14 protein-coding genes and 1 other annotated feature are annotated in these 18,613 nt (G+C 37.5%); of the genes, 10 read left to right on the forward strand and 4 right to left on the reverse strand.

All coding sequences use genetic code 11. From position 1 onward, the window contains the following. Positions 1 to 187: 187 nt before the first annotated feature. The 3 genes from AC1EJ5_RS00115 to AC1EJ5_RS00125 all read left to right on the forward strand — a co-directional run bounded on the left by AC1EJ5_RS00115 (position 188) and on the right by AC1EJ5_RS00125 (position 4,231). Positions 188 to 1,786: a Na+/H+ antiporter NhaC family protein gene (locus tag AC1EJ5_RS00115; RefSeq protein ID WP_479813787.1), complete on the forward strand. Its 1,599-nt coding sequence runs from the start codon at positions 188 to 190 to the stop codon at positions 1,784 to 1,786. Positions 1,787 to 1,858: 72 nt separating this feature from the next. Beyond that, positions 1,859 to 2,809: a magnesium transporter CorA family protein gene (locus tag AC1EJ5_RS00120; protein WP_479813789.1), complete on the forward strand. Its 951-nt coding sequence runs from the start codon at positions 1,859 to 1,861 to the stop codon at positions 2,807 to 2,809. Between the two features lie 69 nt (positions 2,810 to 2,878). Next, the gene (locus AC1EJ5_RS00125) at positions 2,879 to 4,231 is read left to right on the forward strand and encodes a hemolysin family protein (RefSeq protein ID WP_479813791.1); all 1,353 of its coding nucleotides are present in this window, start codon (positions 2,879 to 2,881) and stop codon (positions 4,229 to 4,231) included. A gap of 119 nt (positions 4,232 to 4,350) precedes the next feature. Here AC1EJ5_RS00125 and AC1EJ5_RS00130 read toward each other — a convergent pair whose 3' ends face one another. Then, positions 4,351 to 5,223: a hypothetical protein gene (locus AC1EJ5_RS00130; RefSeq protein WP_479813793.1), complete on the reverse strand. Its 873-nt coding sequence runs from the start codon at positions 5,221 to 5,223 to the stop codon at positions 4,351 to 4,353. A gap of 552 nt (positions 5,224 to 5,775) precedes the next feature. Between AC1EJ5_RS00130 and AC1EJ5_RS00135 the strand changes: the two genes are divergently transcribed. Continuing rightward, positions 5,776 to 6,810, forward strand: a complete 1,035-nt coding sequence (locus AC1EJ5_RS00135; protein WP_223418290.1) for a LacI family DNA-binding transcriptional regulator — start codon at positions 5,776 to 5,778, stop codon at positions 6,808 to 6,810. Between the two features lie 2 nt (positions 6,811 to 6,812). Further along, positions 6,813 to 8,327, forward strand: coding sequence for a 4-alpha-glucanotransferase (malQ, locus tag AC1EJ5_RS00140; RefSeq protein ID WP_479813795.1), 1,515 nt, complete (start codon positions 6,813 to 6,815; stop codon positions 8,325 to 8,327). Positions 8,328 to 8,533: 206 nt separating this feature from the next. Here the strand turns inward: malQ and AC1EJ5_RS00145 are convergent, their stop codons facing one another. Together AC1EJ5_RS00145 and galE are read right to left on the reverse strand one after the other, a co-directional pair. Beyond that, complete coding sequence (locus AC1EJ5_RS00145) at positions 8,534 to 9,460, reverse strand: sugar phosphate nucleotidyltransferase (protein ID WP_479813797.1); 927 nt, start codon at positions 9,458 to 9,460, stop codon at positions 8,534 to 8,536. A 1-nt stretch (position 9,461) separates the two neighbouring features. Continuing rightward, positions 9,462 to 10,487: a UDP-glucose 4-epimerase GalE gene (gene galE, locus AC1EJ5_RS00150; protein WP_311486694.1), complete on the reverse strand. Its 1,026-nt coding sequence runs from the start codon at positions 10,485 to 10,487 to the stop codon at positions 9,462 to 9,464. A 166-nt stretch (positions 10,488 to 10,653) separates the two neighbouring features. Beyond that, positions 10,654 to 10,840, forward strand: a binding site (T-box leader). Between the two features lie 57 nt (positions 10,841 to 10,897). Between galE and thrS the strand changes: the two genes are divergently transcribed. From thrS to AC1EJ5_RS00165, 3 genes are all read left to right on the forward strand, one after another. Further along, the gene (gene thrS / locus AC1EJ5_RS00155) at positions 10,898 to 12,820 is read left to right on the forward strand and encodes a threonine--tRNA ligase (RefSeq protein ID WP_479813799.1); all 1,923 of its coding nucleotides are present in this window, start codon (positions 10,898 to 10,900) and stop codon (positions 12,818 to 12,820) included. 3 nt (positions 12,821 to 12,823) lie between these two features. Continuing rightward, positions 12,824 to 13,999 (forward strand): carboxylate--amine ligase, encoded by a 1,176-nt coding sequence (locus tag AC1EJ5_RS00160; RefSeq protein WP_479813801.1) that lies wholly within the window; start codon positions 12,824 to 12,826, stop codon positions 13,997 to 13,999. A 63-nt stretch (positions 14,000 to 14,062) separates the two neighbouring features. After that, positions 14,063 to 15,436, forward strand: coding sequence for an MATE family efflux transporter (locus AC1EJ5_RS00165; RefSeq protein WP_479813803.1), 1,374 nt, complete (start codon positions 14,063 to 14,065; stop codon positions 15,434 to 15,436). Positions 15,437 to 15,699: 263 nt separating this feature from the next. Here the strand turns inward: AC1EJ5_RS00165 and AC1EJ5_RS00170 are convergent, their stop codons facing one another. Continuing rightward, positions 15,700 to 16,887, reverse strand: coding sequence for an uL1 family ribosomal protein (locus AC1EJ5_RS00170; protein WP_479813805.1), 1,188 nt, complete (start codon positions 16,885 to 16,887; stop codon positions 15,700 to 15,702). Positions 16,888 to 17,089: 202 nt separating this feature from the next. On the opposite strand from AC1EJ5_RS00170, the gene AC1EJ5_RS00175 reads away from it, so the two are divergent. Together AC1EJ5_RS00175 and AC1EJ5_RS00180 are read left to right on the forward strand one after the other, a co-directional pair. Beyond that, positions 17,090 to 17,578: a GNAT family N-acetyltransferase gene (locus AC1EJ5_RS00175; protein WP_479813807.1), complete on the forward strand. Its 489-nt coding sequence runs from the start codon at positions 17,090 to 17,092 to the stop codon at positions 17,576 to 17,578. Positions 17,579 to 17,652: 74 nt separating this feature from the next. Beyond that, positions 17,653 to 18,513: an ROK family protein gene (locus tag AC1EJ5_RS00180; protein ID WP_479813809.1), complete on the forward strand. Its 861-nt coding sequence runs from the start codon at positions 17,653 to 17,655 to the stop codon at positions 18,511 to 18,513. The last annotated feature ends 100 nt before the right edge of the window (positions 18,514 to 18,613 follow it).

Consider the following 18,613-nt stretch of genomic DNA (forward strand, 5'->3'; position numbering starts at 1 on the left):
TTATCCCTCCTGATATTTTTTTACCCGTTTTTAGACGTGTAATCTTAAAAATACAAAGATTTTTGCAAAAAACAAGATAAAAGCTTATCTTCCTTTCTTATATTTCAAAATTAAGTATAATGTTAACCGTGCTTATTTATAAGCTTTTATTTTTATTACAGATTATTTTAGATAGAGGAAGGTTTTTATGAAGAAGAAAAATATGAAACTTGCCCTTTTTGTGGGGCTTGTTTCTATAATTTTATCAATATATATTTCCCTTAGTGGGAAGGATACTTTTGCCACTGCCTGGGCGCTTTTTCCGCCTGTGCTTGCGATTTTTATGGCGCTTTTGACCAAGGAAGTTTATTCGTCCTTGTTTTTGGGGATTTTGGTCGGAGGGATTTTGGGATCAGGTGGGTCCTTGTCTCAGTCGCTTGACAATGTTGTTGAAAAGGGTCTTATAGCTTCTGTTTCTCAGACTGCAGGGATCTTTATTTTTCTTGTGGTTTTGGGAATCATGGTTGTTTTGATAAATCATTCGGGTGGGTCAAGAGCTTTTGGAGAATTTGCCCACTCAAAGATTAAATCGAGAAAGGCCGCCCAGCTTTCGACCTTTTTCCTTTGTTCAATGCTTTTTATTGACGATTATTTTAACTGCCTGACATCGGGCTCTGTAATGAAGCCTGTGACTGATTCCTACAAGATTTCAAGGGCCAAACTTGCCTACATCATAGACTCAACAGCAGCTCCTATCTGTATGATTGCCCCTATTTCATCTTGGGCGGCGGCGGTTTCTGGCTATGCTGAGGGGATTTCAGGGATTGAAATGTTTGTAAGGGCTATTCCCTTCAATTTCTATTCGCTTTTGACCCTGGTCTTTGTCGTTTCAATCATTCTTTTTGATAACGACTTTGGACCTATGAAGGGTGTTGAGAAAAAAGCCATAGAAACAGGTGACCTTGGCGCAGTTAAGACAACAAAGATTACAGCTGAGGATGGCAATCCAAATGGAAAAGTGATTGACCTTATCTTCCCGATTTTGGTTTTGATTGTAGTTTCTGTTTTATCTTTAGTCTACGTTGGCGGATTTTTTGATTCTGCAAGTGAATTTTACAGAGACTTTGTAAATGCCTTTGCCAATACAGACTCATCTGTGGCCCTAGCTATGGGGTCTTTGTCTGCCCTAATTATTTCCATAATTTATTTTGTAATTAGGGGTGTGATTAGCTTTGAAAAGTCAATGGAAAGTCTTTCCGAAGGATTTTCTTCAATGGTTGGGGCGATTTTGATCTTAACCATGGCCACAAGTCTTAAAAACATTTCAAACGATCTTTTGGGTTCACAAGAATTTGTTGGAAATCTCATGAAAGGGGCAGTTGGCAGCCTAAATTCATTTTTACCAGCAGTTATCTTTGTGGTTGCGATTTTCCTTGCCTTTGCCACAGGAACATCTTGGGGAACTTTTGGGATTTTGATCCCAATCATAACTGCCATGTTTGAAATAGGAGAGCCTCTATTTTTCATAGGCATATCTGCTTGCCTATCTGGGGCGGTTTGCGGTGACCACATTTCGCCAATTTCAGATACAACCATCATGTCATCGGCAGGTGCAGGTTGCGTCCACGTTGACCACGTCAAAACCCAGTTGGCTTACGGCCTAACTGTAGCAGGAATTGCAAGCCTTTCCTATATCATAGCAGGTTTTACCCATTCGGCAATCATTTCCCTTGCTTTTGGCGTCTTTGCAATTATGGTATTTATGGTAGTTTTAAAATACAAAAACCGCGTCAAATCCCTAGCCTAAGTGCTGGGGATTTTTGACAAGGAAGCCCCCTACCCATAGAATGATTAAGACATTTGAAAAACAGGAGTTTATATGGAATATATTTATAAATTTGATACGGACAATGGCTTTGAAGAAACAACCATGCCAAAGTTTTACGATGCCATAGAAGACGACGACTTTTACCTAATGTATTTGGGAAAGGCTGATTTTATTGACTTTGCAAAAAAATATAAGCTCGATAATGCCTTGGTTGACTTACTTGTCACAGATAATAGCAAAAAATCCTATGTGGCAGTAGAAGACACCTACACCTTTGCGATTTTGGAGCTTTTAGACATCAGGGGCAATCTCGACACATCAGACCTTATCGGTTTTTATATAGAAAATAACAGGCTAGTCATAGTTGATATGTACGATAAGGATGATTCTACCACTCGTGCCTTTGATAAGATGGTTGCTAAGAGATTTTCATCAAGGTCGCCAGGCCGTGCCTTAAAACACTTTATCACAGCTTTAATTGACGGGCACACAGGGATTTTTGATTCAATAAAAAATTCTACAGCCCAAATTGAGGATTCTATAACAAATAACAAGTCGAGCAAGGATAAGATTGGAGTGATTTCTGATAACAGGCACAAGGCCCTAAATCTTTACACATCCTACGAGAGACTATTAGACACAATCGAAGTTTTTGTAGAAAATGAAAATGAAATCTTTGATGAAGATGACATCAAACACCTAAAATCCCTGGCCTACAGGGTTGAAAGATATTCGTCAAATATTTCTTATTTGTCCGACTACATCACCAATGTCAAGGACTCCTACGATTCAAAAATGGATCTTTCCATGAACTCAACCATGAAAATCCTCACAGTTGTCACTACGATTTTCACCCCAATTACAGTCTTAACTGGCTGGTATGGGATGAATTTTGAAAATATGCCCGAACTCAGCTGGGAATTTGGCTATATGTACATCATTGGACTTTCTATCCTAAGCGTCATCATTTGCTATTTCTTGTTTAAAAAGATTGACAAATAGGCCCTGGCTTTGACAAGGGCCGGTATTGTAGATATAGTCAAGGTATATTACATTTTTTAAGGAGAAAATATGGACTCTGTTCCCTACCACAGTTTACTTTTAGTATTAATAGTAATTGGATTAATTTTAGTAAATGGGTTTTTTACAGCCCTTCATACTGGAGTGATTAGCCTTTCTCAGGATAAGCTCCGTGATTTAGAAGAAAAAGGCAGCAAGGATGCTGAAGTTTTGTTGAAGATAACATCCAACCAAGACAGGCTAAACCAGTCATTTTCCATGATAAATTCAGTTTTATCCCTAATCACAGTCGCTTTTATTGCCGACATGATAAGAGATTCAAATTTTATTATGGATAATATTTCCATAAAGACTGCTCTTTTAATCACTATCTTGTTTTACATAGTAGTTAAGATAATTTTTGTTGACAAGATTCCCCAAAGAATTGGGGTTAGAAACCCCTTGGACTTTGCCCTAAAGACCACAGGGACCCTAAGGCTTGTCCTTGTTATAACTAAGCCCTTTGTCCTTGTCACAGACAAGGTGACAAATTTCATCATGAAAATTTTTGGCATAGAGGCTGGTGTTATTCAAAAGGAAGTCACCAACGAGCAGATAAAATCAATCGTCCAAATTGGTGAAGACCAGGGTATTATTAGGCCTATGGAATCAAAGATGATCCACTCCATCATGAACTTTGACGACATAATTGTAGAAGAAATCATGACAGCAAGGACTGATGTTTTTATGATTGACATCAACGACAAGGACAGGGAATACATGGATGAATTTATAAAAATTCGCCATAACAGGATTCCGATTTTTGAAGATGATGTTGATAATATTTTGGGTGTTTTGTATACCAAAGACTATTTACTCGAAGCGACCAAGGTTGGCCTTTATAATGTAGACATAGAAAAATTAATCAGACCTGCCCACTTTGCGCCGGATAAGATCGAAGCCGACAAGCTTTTTTCTGACATGCAAAAGGGCCATATCCACATGTCGATTTTGATTGACGAATACGGTGGTTTTTCAGGTGTAATTACCATGGAAGACCTGATAGAAGAAATCGTGGGCGATATGGAAGATAGCTTTGACTACGATATTCCAGAGATAAAAATCAACAGCAAAAACGTCTTTGTTGTAAAAGCTTCGATTGGAATCAAGGATTTAAACGAAAAAATTCCTATAGACATCGATGAAGAAAACGAAAATTACGACTCACTCGGCGGTTTTATTATCGATAAGCTTGGTTATATACCAGAAGCGGGCGACAATGAAACCATAATCTACAACGGCTATGAAATAAAAATCCTCTACATGGAGGATAACAGGATAAAGGCCTGCAGGATTAGGAAATTAAAGGAAAAACCAACTGAGGAAAATACCCAAACACAAACTGAAGAAAAAGAAGAAAATTAAAAAAAGTCCAGCAAAGGCTAGGAACTAGAAATCCAAAAAAGGATTGGAAGTTTAGGCTTAAGGCTGGGCGTTTTTTTATTTTTTATTTTATATATCGGAATTTTAAAATCACAATTTTTTTAATTGTCTTTTTCGTCAGGACTTACCTCAATGGCAACAAGGTCCATATCTTCTGTGAAGGTAAAGTCGTAGACGATTTTTTCTATGTTTTCAAAGGTGAAAACCAGGGTGACATCAACTAGGTTTTGGTCGATTGGGGCTGTTTTTATTAGGTCCTTGGCATAGGAAACCTTGACCTTGGATTTATCTGTTAGGGTCTTGCCCGCCATGGCAAGGTCGTTTTTTAGGCCCTCGTACATCTTGTCAAAGTCATCGCCAGTCTGGCCTAGACCCTTGGCGTATTTAGCAAAGGAGTCCTTATCGCCGTTTTTAAGGCAGTCGATAATATAGTAGGCCCTATCTACAAAGTCTTGGTTGTCTTCTTTAAGCTTCTTATTTTTTGAAACTGTTGAAAGAAGTTTGATATCAAGGCTTGTTAGGTAATCTCCGTCCTTATTAAGCAAAATCACTAAGGAATCTTTTTCGCATTTGCCAATGATAAGGAAGGAATCATCCTTTTTTGTGATTTCTTTGATTTCTAAAATTGGACCTGCGTAGTCTACTGGAAGGATTTTATCAGAAAGAACTCTCAAATCACCGCCGATTTGGTTTTTAAGAGGTTCACCTAAATTTTTGGAAAGACTGTCTACATCCTTAGTATCAATGGCCTTTATTGTCTTTGCCAAAAAAGTTTTTTCCTCATCGCTTAGGTCCTTGTTGGCTTTATCTACCAAGTCATAAAAATCATCGGTTAGGTTTTCATCTTGGATTTGATCTTCACTTTTTATTACAAGTGATTTTTCGTTTTGGACTTTGGCTGGCTTATCATTTTTGCAAGCAGAAAAGATAAGGGCTAGGCCCAGAAGAAAAACCAGGGATTTTCTATTCTTCATATATCCTCCTTATTTTATTATAACATAAAGAAAGTATAGAAGAAATTTTGATTTAAAATTCATTGGGAAATTTATCCAATTGTACTTATTAGTACGAAAAAAACATTATATTTATAAGGCTAAATATAGTGGTATAGGAAATAAAAAATCGGTTTCACCAATAAATAAAAAAATAAGTAGAAAAAAAGCTTTAAGGTCTTGCTTTATTTACTTATATATGATATATTTAAATTGCGGAAACGGTACCGAAATACCCCAGTTATGCGATTATCAGCGGTCTTGATTATCACAAATTATCCCTACTTGCCCTTAGGAAAGAATATTCGGAAAAGATTGAAAGATTGTTATTGATAATGACTTTTCATTTATTTTAGATGAAAGGGGCCATAGCCTTTATAAAGGAGTTTATATGCAAAAGATTATAAAGAATCATATCAAAATCTTTGCTTTGCTTAGTTTTTTGAAATCTAAAGTATTTGATTTAGTTTATTTTGGTCTAGGAAAAAAATATAGACCTAGCTACAAATGGAATTTCAGGATGGTAGGTCTATTATGATTAAGCCAACAATAAAAGATATAGCTGATATATGCGGTGTGAGTGTAAGTACAGTATCTAGGGCAATTAATGATGCTGAAGGTATTAGCGCAAAAACCAGGGCTAGGATCCTAAAGACAATTAAGGAAACTGGTTATGAGCCAGATACAAATGCCAGAAATCTAAAAATAAGCAAAAATAAAACTATAGCAGTCCTAATCAAGGGTATTACCAACCCATTCTTTACGCCAATGATCAAGGTTATTGAAGAAGAGATAAGTAAGACTGGCTATTCCTTTGTTTTAAATAAGGTAGAAGAACATTCATCAGAAGTGGATATAGCTTTGAAGATGGCCAAGATATTAAAGCCAGAAGGGATAATTTTCCTCGGTGGTGATCTTAGAGATGACCAAGAAAAATTAAAAACTTTGGGTATCCCTTATTCAATGACTACCATAATAAATAAAGAAATAGTAAACAAAAACTCAACTTGTGTAGGGGTCGACGATTTCAAGGAATCTTACAAGATGGTGGACTATTTAATAAGTCTAGGCCATAGGAAAATCGCCTTTATAGCCGCAAGAGCCAACGACTTAAGTATAGGAAGTTTGAGGTTTGAAGGGTATAAAAAAGCCTTGGCTGATCATGATATAGAATTTGATGAAAATCTTGTAATATATCCGCCAAAGGGATTAAACCCTTATTCCCTTTACCATGGCTATGAGTCTGGTAAAAAAATTGTAGGCCAAGGGCTTGATTGTACTGCAATTTACGCTATCTCTGATTTTGTGGCAATAGGAGCTATCAAGGCCCTAAATGACATGGGAAAGTCAGTTCCAGAGGATTATTCTGTGGCAGGTTTTGATGGTCTTGAGATAAATGAATTTTTAATAAAACCAATCACAACTATAGTTCAGCCTACAAGCAAGATTGCCTACACATCAGTAAAAGAATTATTTAACATAATTAATAGAAAAGAATATAAGAAAGTAATAAACTACGCTGGCGAACTTTTTATCGGCCAGACAACAGCCAAAATAAAGGAGGAGTGAACATGAAAAAAGCAGGAATTTTATGGCCCCTTGCTAGCCTTAACGGCAGCCACGGCATAGGGGATTTTGGCAGGGCTAGCTATGACTTTATAGACACAAGCAAAGAAGCTGGATTTGATATGTGGCAAATCCTTCCCCTAAACCCTCTTGGTTACGGAAATTCACCTTACCAACCTTATTCATCCTATGCAGGAGATGAGGTCTATATATCTCTAGATATGCTCTATGAAGATGGGCTACTAGATAAGAGAATAGCACCACTTAAGCAAAAGGATAGGGTTGATTATAACTTTGTAAGAGAATTTAAAGGTCAATATCTAAAAAAAGCCTTCGAAAAATTTAAGGAAAAAGAGCTCGACCAGACCGACTCCTATAAGGAATTTTTAAAATTTGACTTTGTATACGATTATGCAGTCTTTATAAGTTTCAAAAAAGACAACGGCCTAATCGCTTGGAATGAGTGGCCAGCAGAGCAAAAATCATGGATCATTGACAGAAAGCTTGACCTTAGCCCATACCAAGATCAAATTGCTTATGAGATTTTCATCCAATATATATTTTATCAACAATGGATGAAATTAAAGGCATATGCTAATGAAAAAGGTCTTAAAATCATAGGTGACATCCCATTTTATGTGGGACTTGATAGCCTAGATGTTTGGCAAAATCAAAAATATTTTGAAATTACCGAGGAAGGTAAGCCAATATTAATAGCAGGAGTTCCACCAGATGCCTTCTCTAATCTTGGCCAAAGATGGGGAAATCCAATCTATAAGTGGGATGAGCTCGAAAAAGACGACTTCAAATTCTGGATAGATAGGCTAGCCTACAATGCAAAATTATACGATATTGTAAGGCTTGACCACTTTAGAGCCTTTGACACTTATTGGCAAATAGATGCGAAAAACGACACAGCTGTAGAAGGCGAATGGATCTATGCACCAGGTTTTAAACTTTTCGATAAAATTACAGAAGAACTAAAAGATGTAGAATTTATTGCAGAAGACCTTGGAACAATGATGCCAGGAGTTTATAAACTAAGAGACCATTACGACCTAAAGGGCATGGTTATCATCCAAGAAAACCTAAGACCTTGGGAAGATCATTTTATAGAAGCGACAGCTAACTCTGTGGCCTATCCAGGTACCCACGACAACAAGACCCTCTTCCAATGGTACGATGAATTAACCGACGACCAGCATGAATCCTTAAAAGAATATTTCAAAGACTTGGGTATTGATCATGGGGACATTAGGGATGATTTCTTTGATTTTGTCATGGGAGTTGAAAGCGACTATGTAATAGTATCTTTGGCAGACATCCTAGGTTTTGGAAAAGAAGCAAGGATAAACGAACCTTCAACCTTAAACGACCTAAATTGGTCTTTTAAACTCAAAGACTTGAATGACTATAGGGAAAAAGTAGAAACTCTAAAGGAAATCATAGAAAAAAATAGGGGCCATGCAAGAAAAGAGTCTGGAAAGACAAGCAAGGTCGGAGAAAATAAAGAGAAATAATTTAAAAACTAATAGAGAATGATTTTTTAAATAAATAAGCAAAAAGGAAAATCCCGCAAAAGCGGGATTTTTTTGATAAAAGATTTATAAACTTCTTAGCAAAAATTACTTTGTTGTTTTTTTTAATTGAGGAGAATTTCTTTTGCCTATTTGCTAGGGAGCTTATAGTATTATATTTAGGCTATCAAAGTAAGTTCTAATAGATTTTATTTTTCTTTCCAAATATCTTTTGGGTAAATTCCCTCATCAAACATTTGGCCAAAGGCTTCTTGGGCAGGGCCTAGGTCTTCCTTGTAGGTGATTCCAATCCATTTTTCGTTGGTAGGGATTATTGAAATATCTGCCAAATCTTTTTTTATCCACTCGCCAATCATTTCTGGCAGAACGTATTCGCAAGTATCCAGATTCTCCCTATTTTTTTCGAGATAAGAAATAAAATATTCATAAGCTAGGTCAATAAAGCCCGGAAAAGACGCCCAAAGATTCATAGAAACAAGACTATCTAGGTTTAATAAGTCTGGGCCAAGATTTTCCTTGGAGGAAAAATCCCCAGTTTCCCTATTGTATGATATTTCATGGGTTTCTATTATATTTACAAGTTTGTTTTCCTTATTGCCGACAGAAACGCCCCTGGTAACTGTGCCGTTATCAGATAGGGTGTTTTTCAATTTGTAGCCTGCCATGGCAACTTGGATTTTGCCGTCTTTTTCAGCTGGAGAAGTCATCAAAAAATCGTGGAGGTCCCTAAAGACTCCCTTGCCGTAGTAGTCATCGGCATTTATTACCAAAAATGGCTCGTTAACAAGGTTTTTTGTCGCAAGAACAGCGTGGACTGTCCCCCAAGGCTTAGTCCTATCAGAAGGAGCCTTAAAATCAGCTGGTAAAGCCATTTCTTGGTAGGCGTATTCGACTTCTATGAATTTTTCAATCCTAGATCCTATGACCTCTTTAAAATCTTTTTCTATATCTTTTCTAATTATGAAAACAACCTTATCAAAGCCAGCTTCTATGGCGTCAAAGATTGAATAATCAATAATCGTATAGGAGTTTTCGTCCATCTTTGCAAGCTGTTTGATGCCTGCTCCGTATCTTGATCCTATGCCTGCAGCCAAAACTACCAGACTAGTTTTCATTTCATTTCCTTTCTTCATAACCGTTAGGGTTATTTTTTTGCCATCTCCAGGAATCTTCACACATTTCTTTGATGCCGTTTTCAGCCTTCCAGCCTAGGACTTTGTAAGCCTTAGTCGCATCAGCAAAACACTTGGCAATATCGCCTTCCCTGCGGCCTACAATCTTGTATGGAACCTTTCTGCCAGAGGCTTCTTCGAAGGCCTTCACAACTTCAAGGACCGAATATCCGTTTCCTGTGGCAAGGTTTATTATTGAAACTCCGTCGAGACTGTCAAGCTTATCTATAGCGCAAACATGGCCCTTGGCAAGGTCGACAACGTGGATATAATCCCTAACTCCAGTCCCATCTACTGTATCATAGTCATCTCCAAAAACTCTGAGATAGTCAAGTTTACCAACGGCTACCTGTGCGATGTATGGTAGCAAATTGTTTGGAATTCCTTGTGGGTCTTCGCCAATCTTACCTGACTTGTGGGCACCAATTGGGTTAAAATATCTCAAAAGGACGATCTTCCACGCAGGATCTGATTTTTGAAGGTCAATCATAATCTGCTCCATCATAGACTTTGACCAGCCGTAAGGGTTGGTGCACTCGCCTTTTGGGAAATCTTCTGTAATTGGAACGCTTTTTGGATTGCCATAGACAGTTGCAGATGAAGAAAAAATGAGGTTTTTACAGCCCACTTCCTTCATAGCCTCAAGGGTTGTAAGGGTTCCTGTGAGGTTGTTGTGGTAGTATTCAAGAGGTTTACTTACTGATTCCCCAACTGATTTCAATGCTGCACAGTGGATTAGAACGTCAATTTTTTCGTTAACCAAGACTTCCTTTAGTTTTGTCTTATCTAAAATATCTGCTTTATAAAAACTAATTTTTTTGCCAGTAATTTCCTCAACCCTGTCAATAGAAATTCTTGAAGAGTTTGAGAGATTGTCATAAACTATAACATTGTAATTTTTATTTAATAACTCAACTGCAGTGTGGCTGCCAATATAGCCCGCCCCACCGGTTATTAATATGTTTTTCATTTTTCCTCCTATCCTTAAGGAAATTATCATTTACTTAAGTATATCAAATACTAGGGCTTTTATTCAAGTTTAATGCCTTAAAAAAATTTTAAGCCTGGGCAAAGAAATTTTATATATTTGATTTTTATTTGCAATACTTTAAAGATTGAGTAAAGTATTTACATAATAAAAGACTATGACGGGATTAGTAGGTTGATTTTTACTTGCAGAGAGAGGCTGGCGGTGCGAAGCCTTAGATAAATTCGACTGAATACCAACCCTGAGTTTCTTGTGAATAAGCAAGACGTATGACTACGATACAGCCTTAATGAGTAAAAAATTAGGTGGAACCACGGAAATTTGCCGTCCTATTATCCGAGAGGGTAGTGGGGCGGTTTTTTTATTCGTGATTTAAAAATGAAGGAGAAGATATGATTAAGATTAAATTACCAGACGAATCAGTAAAAGAATACGAAAAAGGCGTTCTTGTTGGCGATGTGACAAAAGACATCTCAATGGGTCTTTACAGGGCAGCTGTTGGTGCGGTTGTAAATGGAAAAGTTATGGGCTATGCTGAGCCAATCGAAGAAGACGCTGACTTTAGAGTTGTAAAATTTGAAGATGAAGAAGGCAAGGAAATTTTCTGGCATACATCAAGCCACGTTATGGCTGCAGCCATTAAAGAACTTTGGCCAGAAACAAAATTTGCTATAGGCCCTGCCATAGCAGATGGTTTCTACTATGATATGGACCTTGAACACAGATTTACTCCAGAAGATCTTGAGCAAATCGAAAAGAAAATGAAAGAAATTGCCAAAAAAGACCTTAAGCTAGAAAGAATTGAAATTTCAAGAGATGAGGCTCTTAAGATGTTTAAGGAAGAGGGTCAAGACTACAAGGTAGAACTAATCGAAGACCTACCAGCAGATGAATTAATCACCCTTTATAAAATGGGCGATGCTTTCACAGACCTTTGCAGGGGTCCACACCTTGAATCTACAAAAGAAATCAAGGCTATAAAACTTAAGGCAATAGCTGGTGCTTACTGGAGGGGAGATTCTGACAAGGCTATGCTTCAAAGAATCTACGGAATTTCTTTCCCAAAGGCAAAAGATCTTGAAGAATACGAAGAATTACAAAAAGAAATCGCTAGACGTGACCACAGAAAAATCGGCAAGGAAATGGACCTATTTGCCTTCCACGAAGAAGGACCAGGCTTCCCATTCTTCCATCCAAACGGCATGATTTTAATGAACGAGCTTCTTGATTGGTGGAGGGGTGTTCTTGACCATAGCGGTTATGGAGAAATCAAAACTCCACTTATCCTAAATGAAGACCTATGGCATAGATCAGGCCACTGGGATCACTACAAGGAAAATATGTATTTCACAAAGATAGATGACGAAGATTATGCAATTAAGCCAATGAACTGCCCAGGTTCAGTTTTAACTTATGCATCTCGTCAACATTCTTACAGAGACCTACCAATCAGACTTGCAGAATTTGGCCAAGTTCACAGACACGAATTATCTGGTACTTTACATGGCCTATTCAGAGTAAGAACTTTCACTCAAGACGATGCCCACGTTTACTGCCTTCCATCTCAAATTAAGGAAGAAGTTTACAAAATGATCGACCTTGCAGACCTTCTTTATTCTACATTTGGTTTTAAATACACAATAGAATTATCAACCAGACCAGATGACTATATGGGAGATATAAAAGATTGGGACTTCGCTGAAGACCAATTAAAGAAAGCCCTAGAAGAACGTGGAATAGAATACCAAATAAACCCAGGTGACGGTGCCTTCTATGGTCCAAAAATCGACTTCCACTTATTAGATGCAGCTAAGAGAGAATGGCAATGCGGTACAATCCAGCTTGATTTCCAACTTCCAGCCAACTTTGAGCTTGAATATGTAGATGAAAATGGCGAAAAGAAAAGACCAGTAATGCTTCACAGAGCCCTACTTGGTTCAATTGAGAGATTCATCGGCGTTCTTACAGAACACTTTGCAGGTAGATTCCCACTTTGGATTAACCCAAGACAAGTAGAAGTAATCCCAGTTGCTGACAGATTTGCTGACAAGGCTCATGAAATCGCAAAAGAAATCGAAAAGGCAGGTTTCAGAGTAGGCGTAGATGAAAGAAGCGAAGGCGTAGGCTATAAGATAAGATCAGCTCAAATGATGAGAACAAACTACATGCTAGTAGTAGGAGATAAGGAAATCGAATCAGGACTCCTAACAGTTAGAAATAGGGACGGCGAAGAAACAAAAGACGTTAAACTTGCTGACTTTATAGCAAAAATCTCTCAAGAAAGAGATTCTAAGTCAAGAGAGTCAATCTATTAAGCCATGACTTTTAATGCGATAATCCTAGGCACTGACCACAACTCTTATTCGGTGGCAAGGTCTTTTAACGAGGCCTTTGACAAAAAGCCGATTGTAGCTGGGTCAGCTGTCCTAGTTCCTTTTTATAAGTCAAAAATAGCTGACAGTTACACTGAGAAAAATTTCTCATCAGATGATGGAGTTTTTGTTCAAACTTTAAATAAGATTTCAAAAGCAAGGCCAGAAGAAGATTTTATCTTCTTTGCCCCAACCGAACACTATGTAGACCTCTTGGTGAGAAATGCCAAGGACTTTGATTTTTCTTTTCACATTCCTTACCCAGATCCAGAAGAAGCTTCTAAACTCCTTATGAAATCTGAATTCTATAAGATTTTAGAGAAAATAGGGGTATCTTATCCAAGAACATTTCTTGCTGACAGGGAAAATTTCAAAGACCTAAATTTAGATGGAGAATTATTCCTAAAAGCTGATGAATATGATGATTTCATAGGAAGTGATATAAAAATCAAGCAAAAAGGCTACCATGTAAAGGACAGAGCCGAAGCTATAAGAATTTTGGAAAATATATACGATAGCGACTACCAAGGCCATGTCATAGTTCAAGAATTTATCTACGGCGGCCAAGGCACAGAATATTCCCTAAATGGATATAGGTCAAAAGATGGCAAGGTTTCAATGGTTCTTGCCAGAAACCTTTTATCTGACATGAGGCCAATGTGGGTCGGTAACCACCTAGTCCAAGTTGACCACGAAGATTCCGAAATGTACGCCATTGCAGAAAAAATTGTTTCTAGCCTAGATTACCAGGGACTTTTCAATTTTGACTTTAAAAAAGATGCCAAAAGTGGTAAGGTCTATACGCTAGAGATGAATATCAGACAGGGCAGGACCTTTTATTATTCAACCCTTGCCGGTGTGAATTTGATAAAAATTGCAACTGAAGATATGATTTTAGGAAAATCTGTAAGCGAGAGGACCAAAAGGCCTTTTATGCTTACAGCTATTAATAAAAACGTGGCAAGAGACCACGTTGACCCAAGTCTTTTAGAAGAATTTGACGATAAAAAGAGAAATGAAAATTCAGCCATCCATATAATTAATAGTGTGGACGACGGAATTATGAGAAATTTGAGAGTCAAAGATGCTCTCAAACGTCAAGAAAAAGACCTATACGATTAAAACAGAGATAGGCGGCATATAGCCCCTATCTCTTTATATTGTTTATAGGAGAAAGGAGTTTATATGACAGAATCTTTAGAAAATAAAAATAGGATGGGGACTGAGCCAATCCCTTCCCTTTTGATAAAAATGAGCCTACCGATAATTATTTCCTTCTTGGTCCAATCAGTCTATAATTTGGTTGACTCGATTTTCGTAGCAAGGCTCTCAGAAAAGGCACTCACAGCTGTTTCCCTTTGCTTTCCTGTCCAAAATATTATGATTGCCTTTGCAGTCGGCACAGGTATCGGTACAACAGCCCTTTTATCAAGATATTTGGGTATGGATGATAAAAAAAGAGTGGCATCAATTGCGACCCACGGGCTTATTCTGGCCACAATTTCTATGTTGGCCTTTGTTTTATTTGGCATATTCTTTTCAGATTTTTATGCAAAAGCCCAGTCCACAGACCCAGAAATCATCCAATATACCAAAGATTACCTATTTGTAATTTTGTTATTTTGCGGGGGAGTATTTTTCCAAATATTTTTCGAAAAAACTCTCCAATCAACAGGTAATACCGTTTATACCATGATAACCCAGGGTACAGGGGCAATTATAAATATTATTCTAGACCCAATTATGATCTTTGGTCTTTTTGGTTTTCCAATGCTTGGTGTAAGGGGAGCGGCCCTTGCAACTGTAATCGGCCAAATAAGCGGGGCCTTGGTTGGAGTAATTTTTCACACCAAGAAAAACAAGGATGTAAATTTTGAATTTAAGGGCTTTAAATTTCATTTTGAAAACTTAAATTTGATTTTCTCCATAGGACTTCCTTCGATTATTATGTCGGGAATCGGATCTATTGTCCTATTTTTCATGAACGCCATACTTTATACCTTCGGTTCTTCAGCTGTAGCTGCTTACGGAATTATGTATAAGCTCCAGTCCTTTGCCTTTATGCCAATGTTTGGGATTTCAAACGCCCTTTTGGCCATAGTTTCCTATAACTTTGGGGCGAGGAAAAAGGCCAGAATCAAGGAGGCGATCAGCCTTGCCATGAAGGCGTCTTTTGCCATTGTTGGTCTTGCTGCCCTATTGATGTGGATTTTCACAGGACAAATTTTTGACCTTTTTGCAGCCACAGACGAGATGAGGGCCATTGGAGTGCCTATGATTAGGATAGTGTCACTTTCTTTAATCGTGTCTATTCCTTCAGTTGTAGGTGTTGGTGGGATTTTTCAAGCCCTTGGCAATTGGAAGTTCCCAATCTTCCAGTCATTTTTAAGGCAGGTAATAATCCTCCTTCCAGTATTCTATCTCTTTACCAAAACTGGCAACCTAACATTTTCTTGGTGGGCCTTTGTGGTTTCAGAGTTGATAAATGGAATTGTTTGTGTAATTTTCATTAGAAGAGATATAAAAAACAAGATTGACGTCTTGCCAGATAATATATAAATTTCCTTATATTTTGGGGGATTTTTGGTGAAAATTTCAAATTAAAATGGAAAAGAATTGAGCTTTCAAAAACATTTTTGATAAGATTTTTAAAATAAAAAGCAAATTGAAATTGGCCTTTGGGTGCAAATGCGAATTTCGATTAGGAATAAAATTAAAAATTAAAAATTAAAAAAAGGCCTTAGCTTTTGATAAAAAAAGCGAGGTCTTTTTTGCTGCAAAAAAAGAACCGAGGAGTCTCGGTTCTCTGGCATGCTATTATTTTATTTTGTAGCTGCTTTGTAGATTTCTTCTAGGTAGCCAACTGTGCTTGTAAGTGTTGCACCTGAGATAGCATCTACTGGTTTACCAGCTTCGTTGCTGTCGATTACTTCTTTGATTTCTTCAGGAGTTTTACCTACTACAAATTCTTCGATAGCATTTAGACTTTCTTTAAGAGTCTTTGTTGCCTTTGCATATTCTTTCATTTGACCTGAATATGCTTCGTTGTTTTCAAGTTTTGATGCTAGAACTTTTTCCTTGTCGGCAAAGTTTTCGCCAAATTTCTTATCAGAGTTTGGAACACCCTTACCTTCCATGTATTGGTATTCGTCAATGTTTGCAGCGATAATTTTGTCTCCTTCAAGGACTACAAAGGTATCTGTAACAGCATTTTTGTTGCCTGCTGTACCAAAGATTTGTTGAACTTTGATGTTATCAGCATTTGCAGCTTCAAAGATTGTTACATTATCACGACCTTCAGCTGTTTCGATAAGAGCTTCTAGGTAGCCCTTTGTATCAACAAGGGTAGCGCCTGTGACAGCATCGATAGCTTTGCCGTCTTCTGCACCAGCAACAACTTCCTTAAGTTCTTCTATAGTTTTACCCTTTACAAAATTTTGGATAGCCTTGTAGTTATCTGCGATAGAAACTGTTGATCCTGCTTTTTCTTTCATTAGAGCTGAATATTGGTCGTTATTCTCAACCTTTGAACCAAGGATTTTGCCTTCTGCATTACCAGCCTTGAATTCTGTGTCTTCGTCTTGGTTTGGAAGACCAACGAAATCTGAATCTGCATCAAAATATTGGAATTCGTCGATTGACGCATCCACAATTTTGTCCCCATCTGTAACTACAGCTACTCTTGCAAAAGAGCCTTCGCCGTGTGGAGCCTTAAGGCTTCTTCTAAGAACTAATTTGCCTTCTATGGCAGCGGCAAATTCTTCGTCAGACATTTTATCCTTAGCTTCGTCTACTGCATCCTCTACCGCATCTTTTGCATCTTTTGCAGCGTCTTTGGCGTCATCTTTGACTTGCTCTGCCTTGTCCTTAGCGTCGTCTGCGACTTCTTCTACCTTTTCCTTAGCGTCATTAGCAGCGTCGTCTACCTTCTTACCTGCTTCTTGTGCACAGCCTGCAAAACCTAGTGATAAAGCTAGAGCAAGGGCTGTTAACTTAAATTTTTTGTTCATATATATCCTTCCTTCTACATTGTTCTGTATTATGTGAACATTACCAAAAAATTATACTTAATTTCGAACAATATGCAATTAATTTTCAAACTTCTATCAAAAATCAAAGATATATAAAAAATAAAATTTTATTAAAACTAGGTTCTATTTTGAAAATGCTATATAATTACTAGTGAATAATACAAGGCAGGGAATATTGGCGATGGAAGTAGTTTTTACAAACAAAATAGAAGGCATAGACCTAGAAAAATTAATGGACCTATATGAGGAATCCAACTGGGAAAATTTATCTATGGTCAGCTCGGACTTTGACGAAAAAAGTGATAAAAATATTTTATATCAAAAAGTAAGAGATGCCTACAAGGCTTATCTTATAAATGAATTTTTAAAAAGTGGCAAAAATTATCTGGCAATCCTAAAAGACGAAAAAGCCTATTTATCGGCCCTCAGACTCTACGACCAAGGGAAATTTTTCCTCTTAGAAGCCCTAGAAACAAATCCTAAATATAGAAGATCTGGCTACGGTGAAAGATCAGTGAGAGAAGTTATAAGTCTTTTGGGAAAGGGATCTGAAATAAGGTCAGAAGTGGCAATTTCAAATAAAAAATCTTTGGCCCTCCATAAAAAAATTGGTTTTAAAATAAAAGAAAAAAGAAAAACCAGCTTGGTTTTATTTTTGAAAATCAAATAGGTTTATCAATGGTATTTAAATATAGAACACATTTATGGTAAAATATAAAAAAGAAATCTTTACTAGGAGGGTTTATGTTCGGCATATTAGAAGCAGGCGGGACTAAGATGATTTGTGCTGTTGGCGATAGGAATTTAGAGGTTAAAGACGAAATCAGGATTGATACCAGAAGGCCTGTTGAGACTTTCGCTGACATAAAAAATTTTTTTGCAAAGTATAAGGACGAAATTGAATCAATTGCTATAGGCTCTTTTGGCCCAATTGAGGTGAATCCAGATTCGGATGATTATGGGAAGATTTTAAATACTCCTAAAGAGGGATGGAAAGATTTCAATATCGTAAAATATCTTGAGGAAGATTTTTCTGTGCCAATTTATGTGACAACAGATGTGAATGCTTCAGCCTATGGAGAATACAAGGTCGGTTGCGGCAAGGGCAAGACAAGTCTTGCTTATTATACTGTTGGAACAGGTGTGGGTGGCGGTTATGTTCAAAATAATAATTTCCTAGGTGGAGCTAGCCACCCAGAAATGGGACACATGATTATTAAAAAAGATCCAAGAGATACTTACGAGGGCGGATGTATGTGCCATGGCGACTGCCTTGAGGGCCTTGCATCTGGTCCAAATATTGAAAAAAGACTTGGCAAAAGTGGTCAAGATCTTGATCCAAATGATGAATTTTGGGATATAGAGGCAGGATACCTTGCCCAGGCTGCCTACAACACAAGCCTTATGTTTAGCCCTGATGTTATTGTATTCGGTGGCGGGGTTATGCAAGTTCCTGGCCTTATTGAAAAGGTGAGAGAAAAGTTTAAGGACTTGATGAATGGCTATGTAGACCTACCTGATTTAGATTCTTATATTGTTAGACCAAAATATGATGGAAGATCAGCCACCCTAGGGCTTTTGATCCTTGCTCAAGAAATTTTATAAAAAAACAGGGCCCCATGAGGGGCCTTTTTTAATGAGCAAGTCTAGTTAAAAAAATTTAATAAAGCATTTTATTTTGACCAAAAGGGAGGAAGGGCTTGCT

Source organism: Anaerococcus sp. C0059F3 (assembly GCF_056590475.1).

Bases quoted from the DNA above. Each gene is read 5' to 3' on its own strand.
- AC1EJ5_RS00115 (WP_479813787.1), top strand. From the start codon at position 188: ATGAAGAAGAAAAATATGAAACTTGCCCTTTTTGTGGGGCTTGTTTCT.
- AC1EJ5_RS00120 (WP_479813789.1), top strand. From the start codon at position 1,859: ATGGAATATATTTATAAATTTGATACGGACAATGGCTTTGAAGAAACA.
- AC1EJ5_RS00125 (WP_479813791.1), top strand. From the start codon at position 2,879: ATGGACTCTGTTCCCTACCACAGTTTACTTTTAGTATTAATAGTAATT.
- AC1EJ5_RS00130 (WP_479813793.1), bottom strand. From the start codon at position 5,223: ATGAAGAATAGAAAATCCCTGGTTTTTCTTCTGGGCCTAGCCCTTATC.
- AC1EJ5_RS00135 (WP_223418290.1), top strand. From the start codon at position 5,776: ATGATTAAGCCAACAATAAAAGATATAGCTGATATATGCGGTGTGAGT.
- malQ (WP_479813795.1), top strand. From the start codon at position 6,813: ATGAAAAAAGCAGGAATTTTATGGCCCCTTGCTAGCCTTAACGGCAGC.
- AC1EJ5_RS00145 (WP_479813797.1), bottom strand. From the start codon at position 9,460: ATGAAAACTAGTCTGGTAGTTTTGGCTGCAGGCATAGGATCAAGATAC.
- galE (WP_311486694.1), bottom strand. From the start codon at position 10,487: ATGAAAAACATATTAATAACCGGTGGGGCGGGCTATATTGGCAGCCAC.
- thrS (WP_479813799.1), top strand. From the start codon at position 10,898: ATGATTAAGATTAAATTACCAGACGAATCAGTAAAAGAATACGAAAAA.
- AC1EJ5_RS00160 (WP_479813801.1), top strand. From the start codon at position 12,824: ATGACTTTTAATGCGATAATCCTAGGCACTGACCACAACTCTTATTCG.
- AC1EJ5_RS00165 (WP_479813803.1), top strand. From the start codon at position 14,063: ATGACAGAATCTTTAGAAAATAAAAATAGGATGGGGACTGAGCCAATC.
- AC1EJ5_RS00170 (WP_479813805.1), bottom strand. From the start codon at position 16,887: ATGAACAAAAAATTTAAGTTAACAGCCCTTGCTCTAGCTTTATCACTA.
- AC1EJ5_RS00175 (WP_479813807.1), top strand. From the start codon at position 17,090: ATGGAAGTAGTTTTTACAAACAAAATAGAAGGCATAGACCTAGAAAAA.
- AC1EJ5_RS00180 (WP_479813809.1), top strand. From the start codon at position 17,653: ATGTTCGGCATATTAGAAGCAGGCGGGACTAAGATGATTTGTGCTGTT.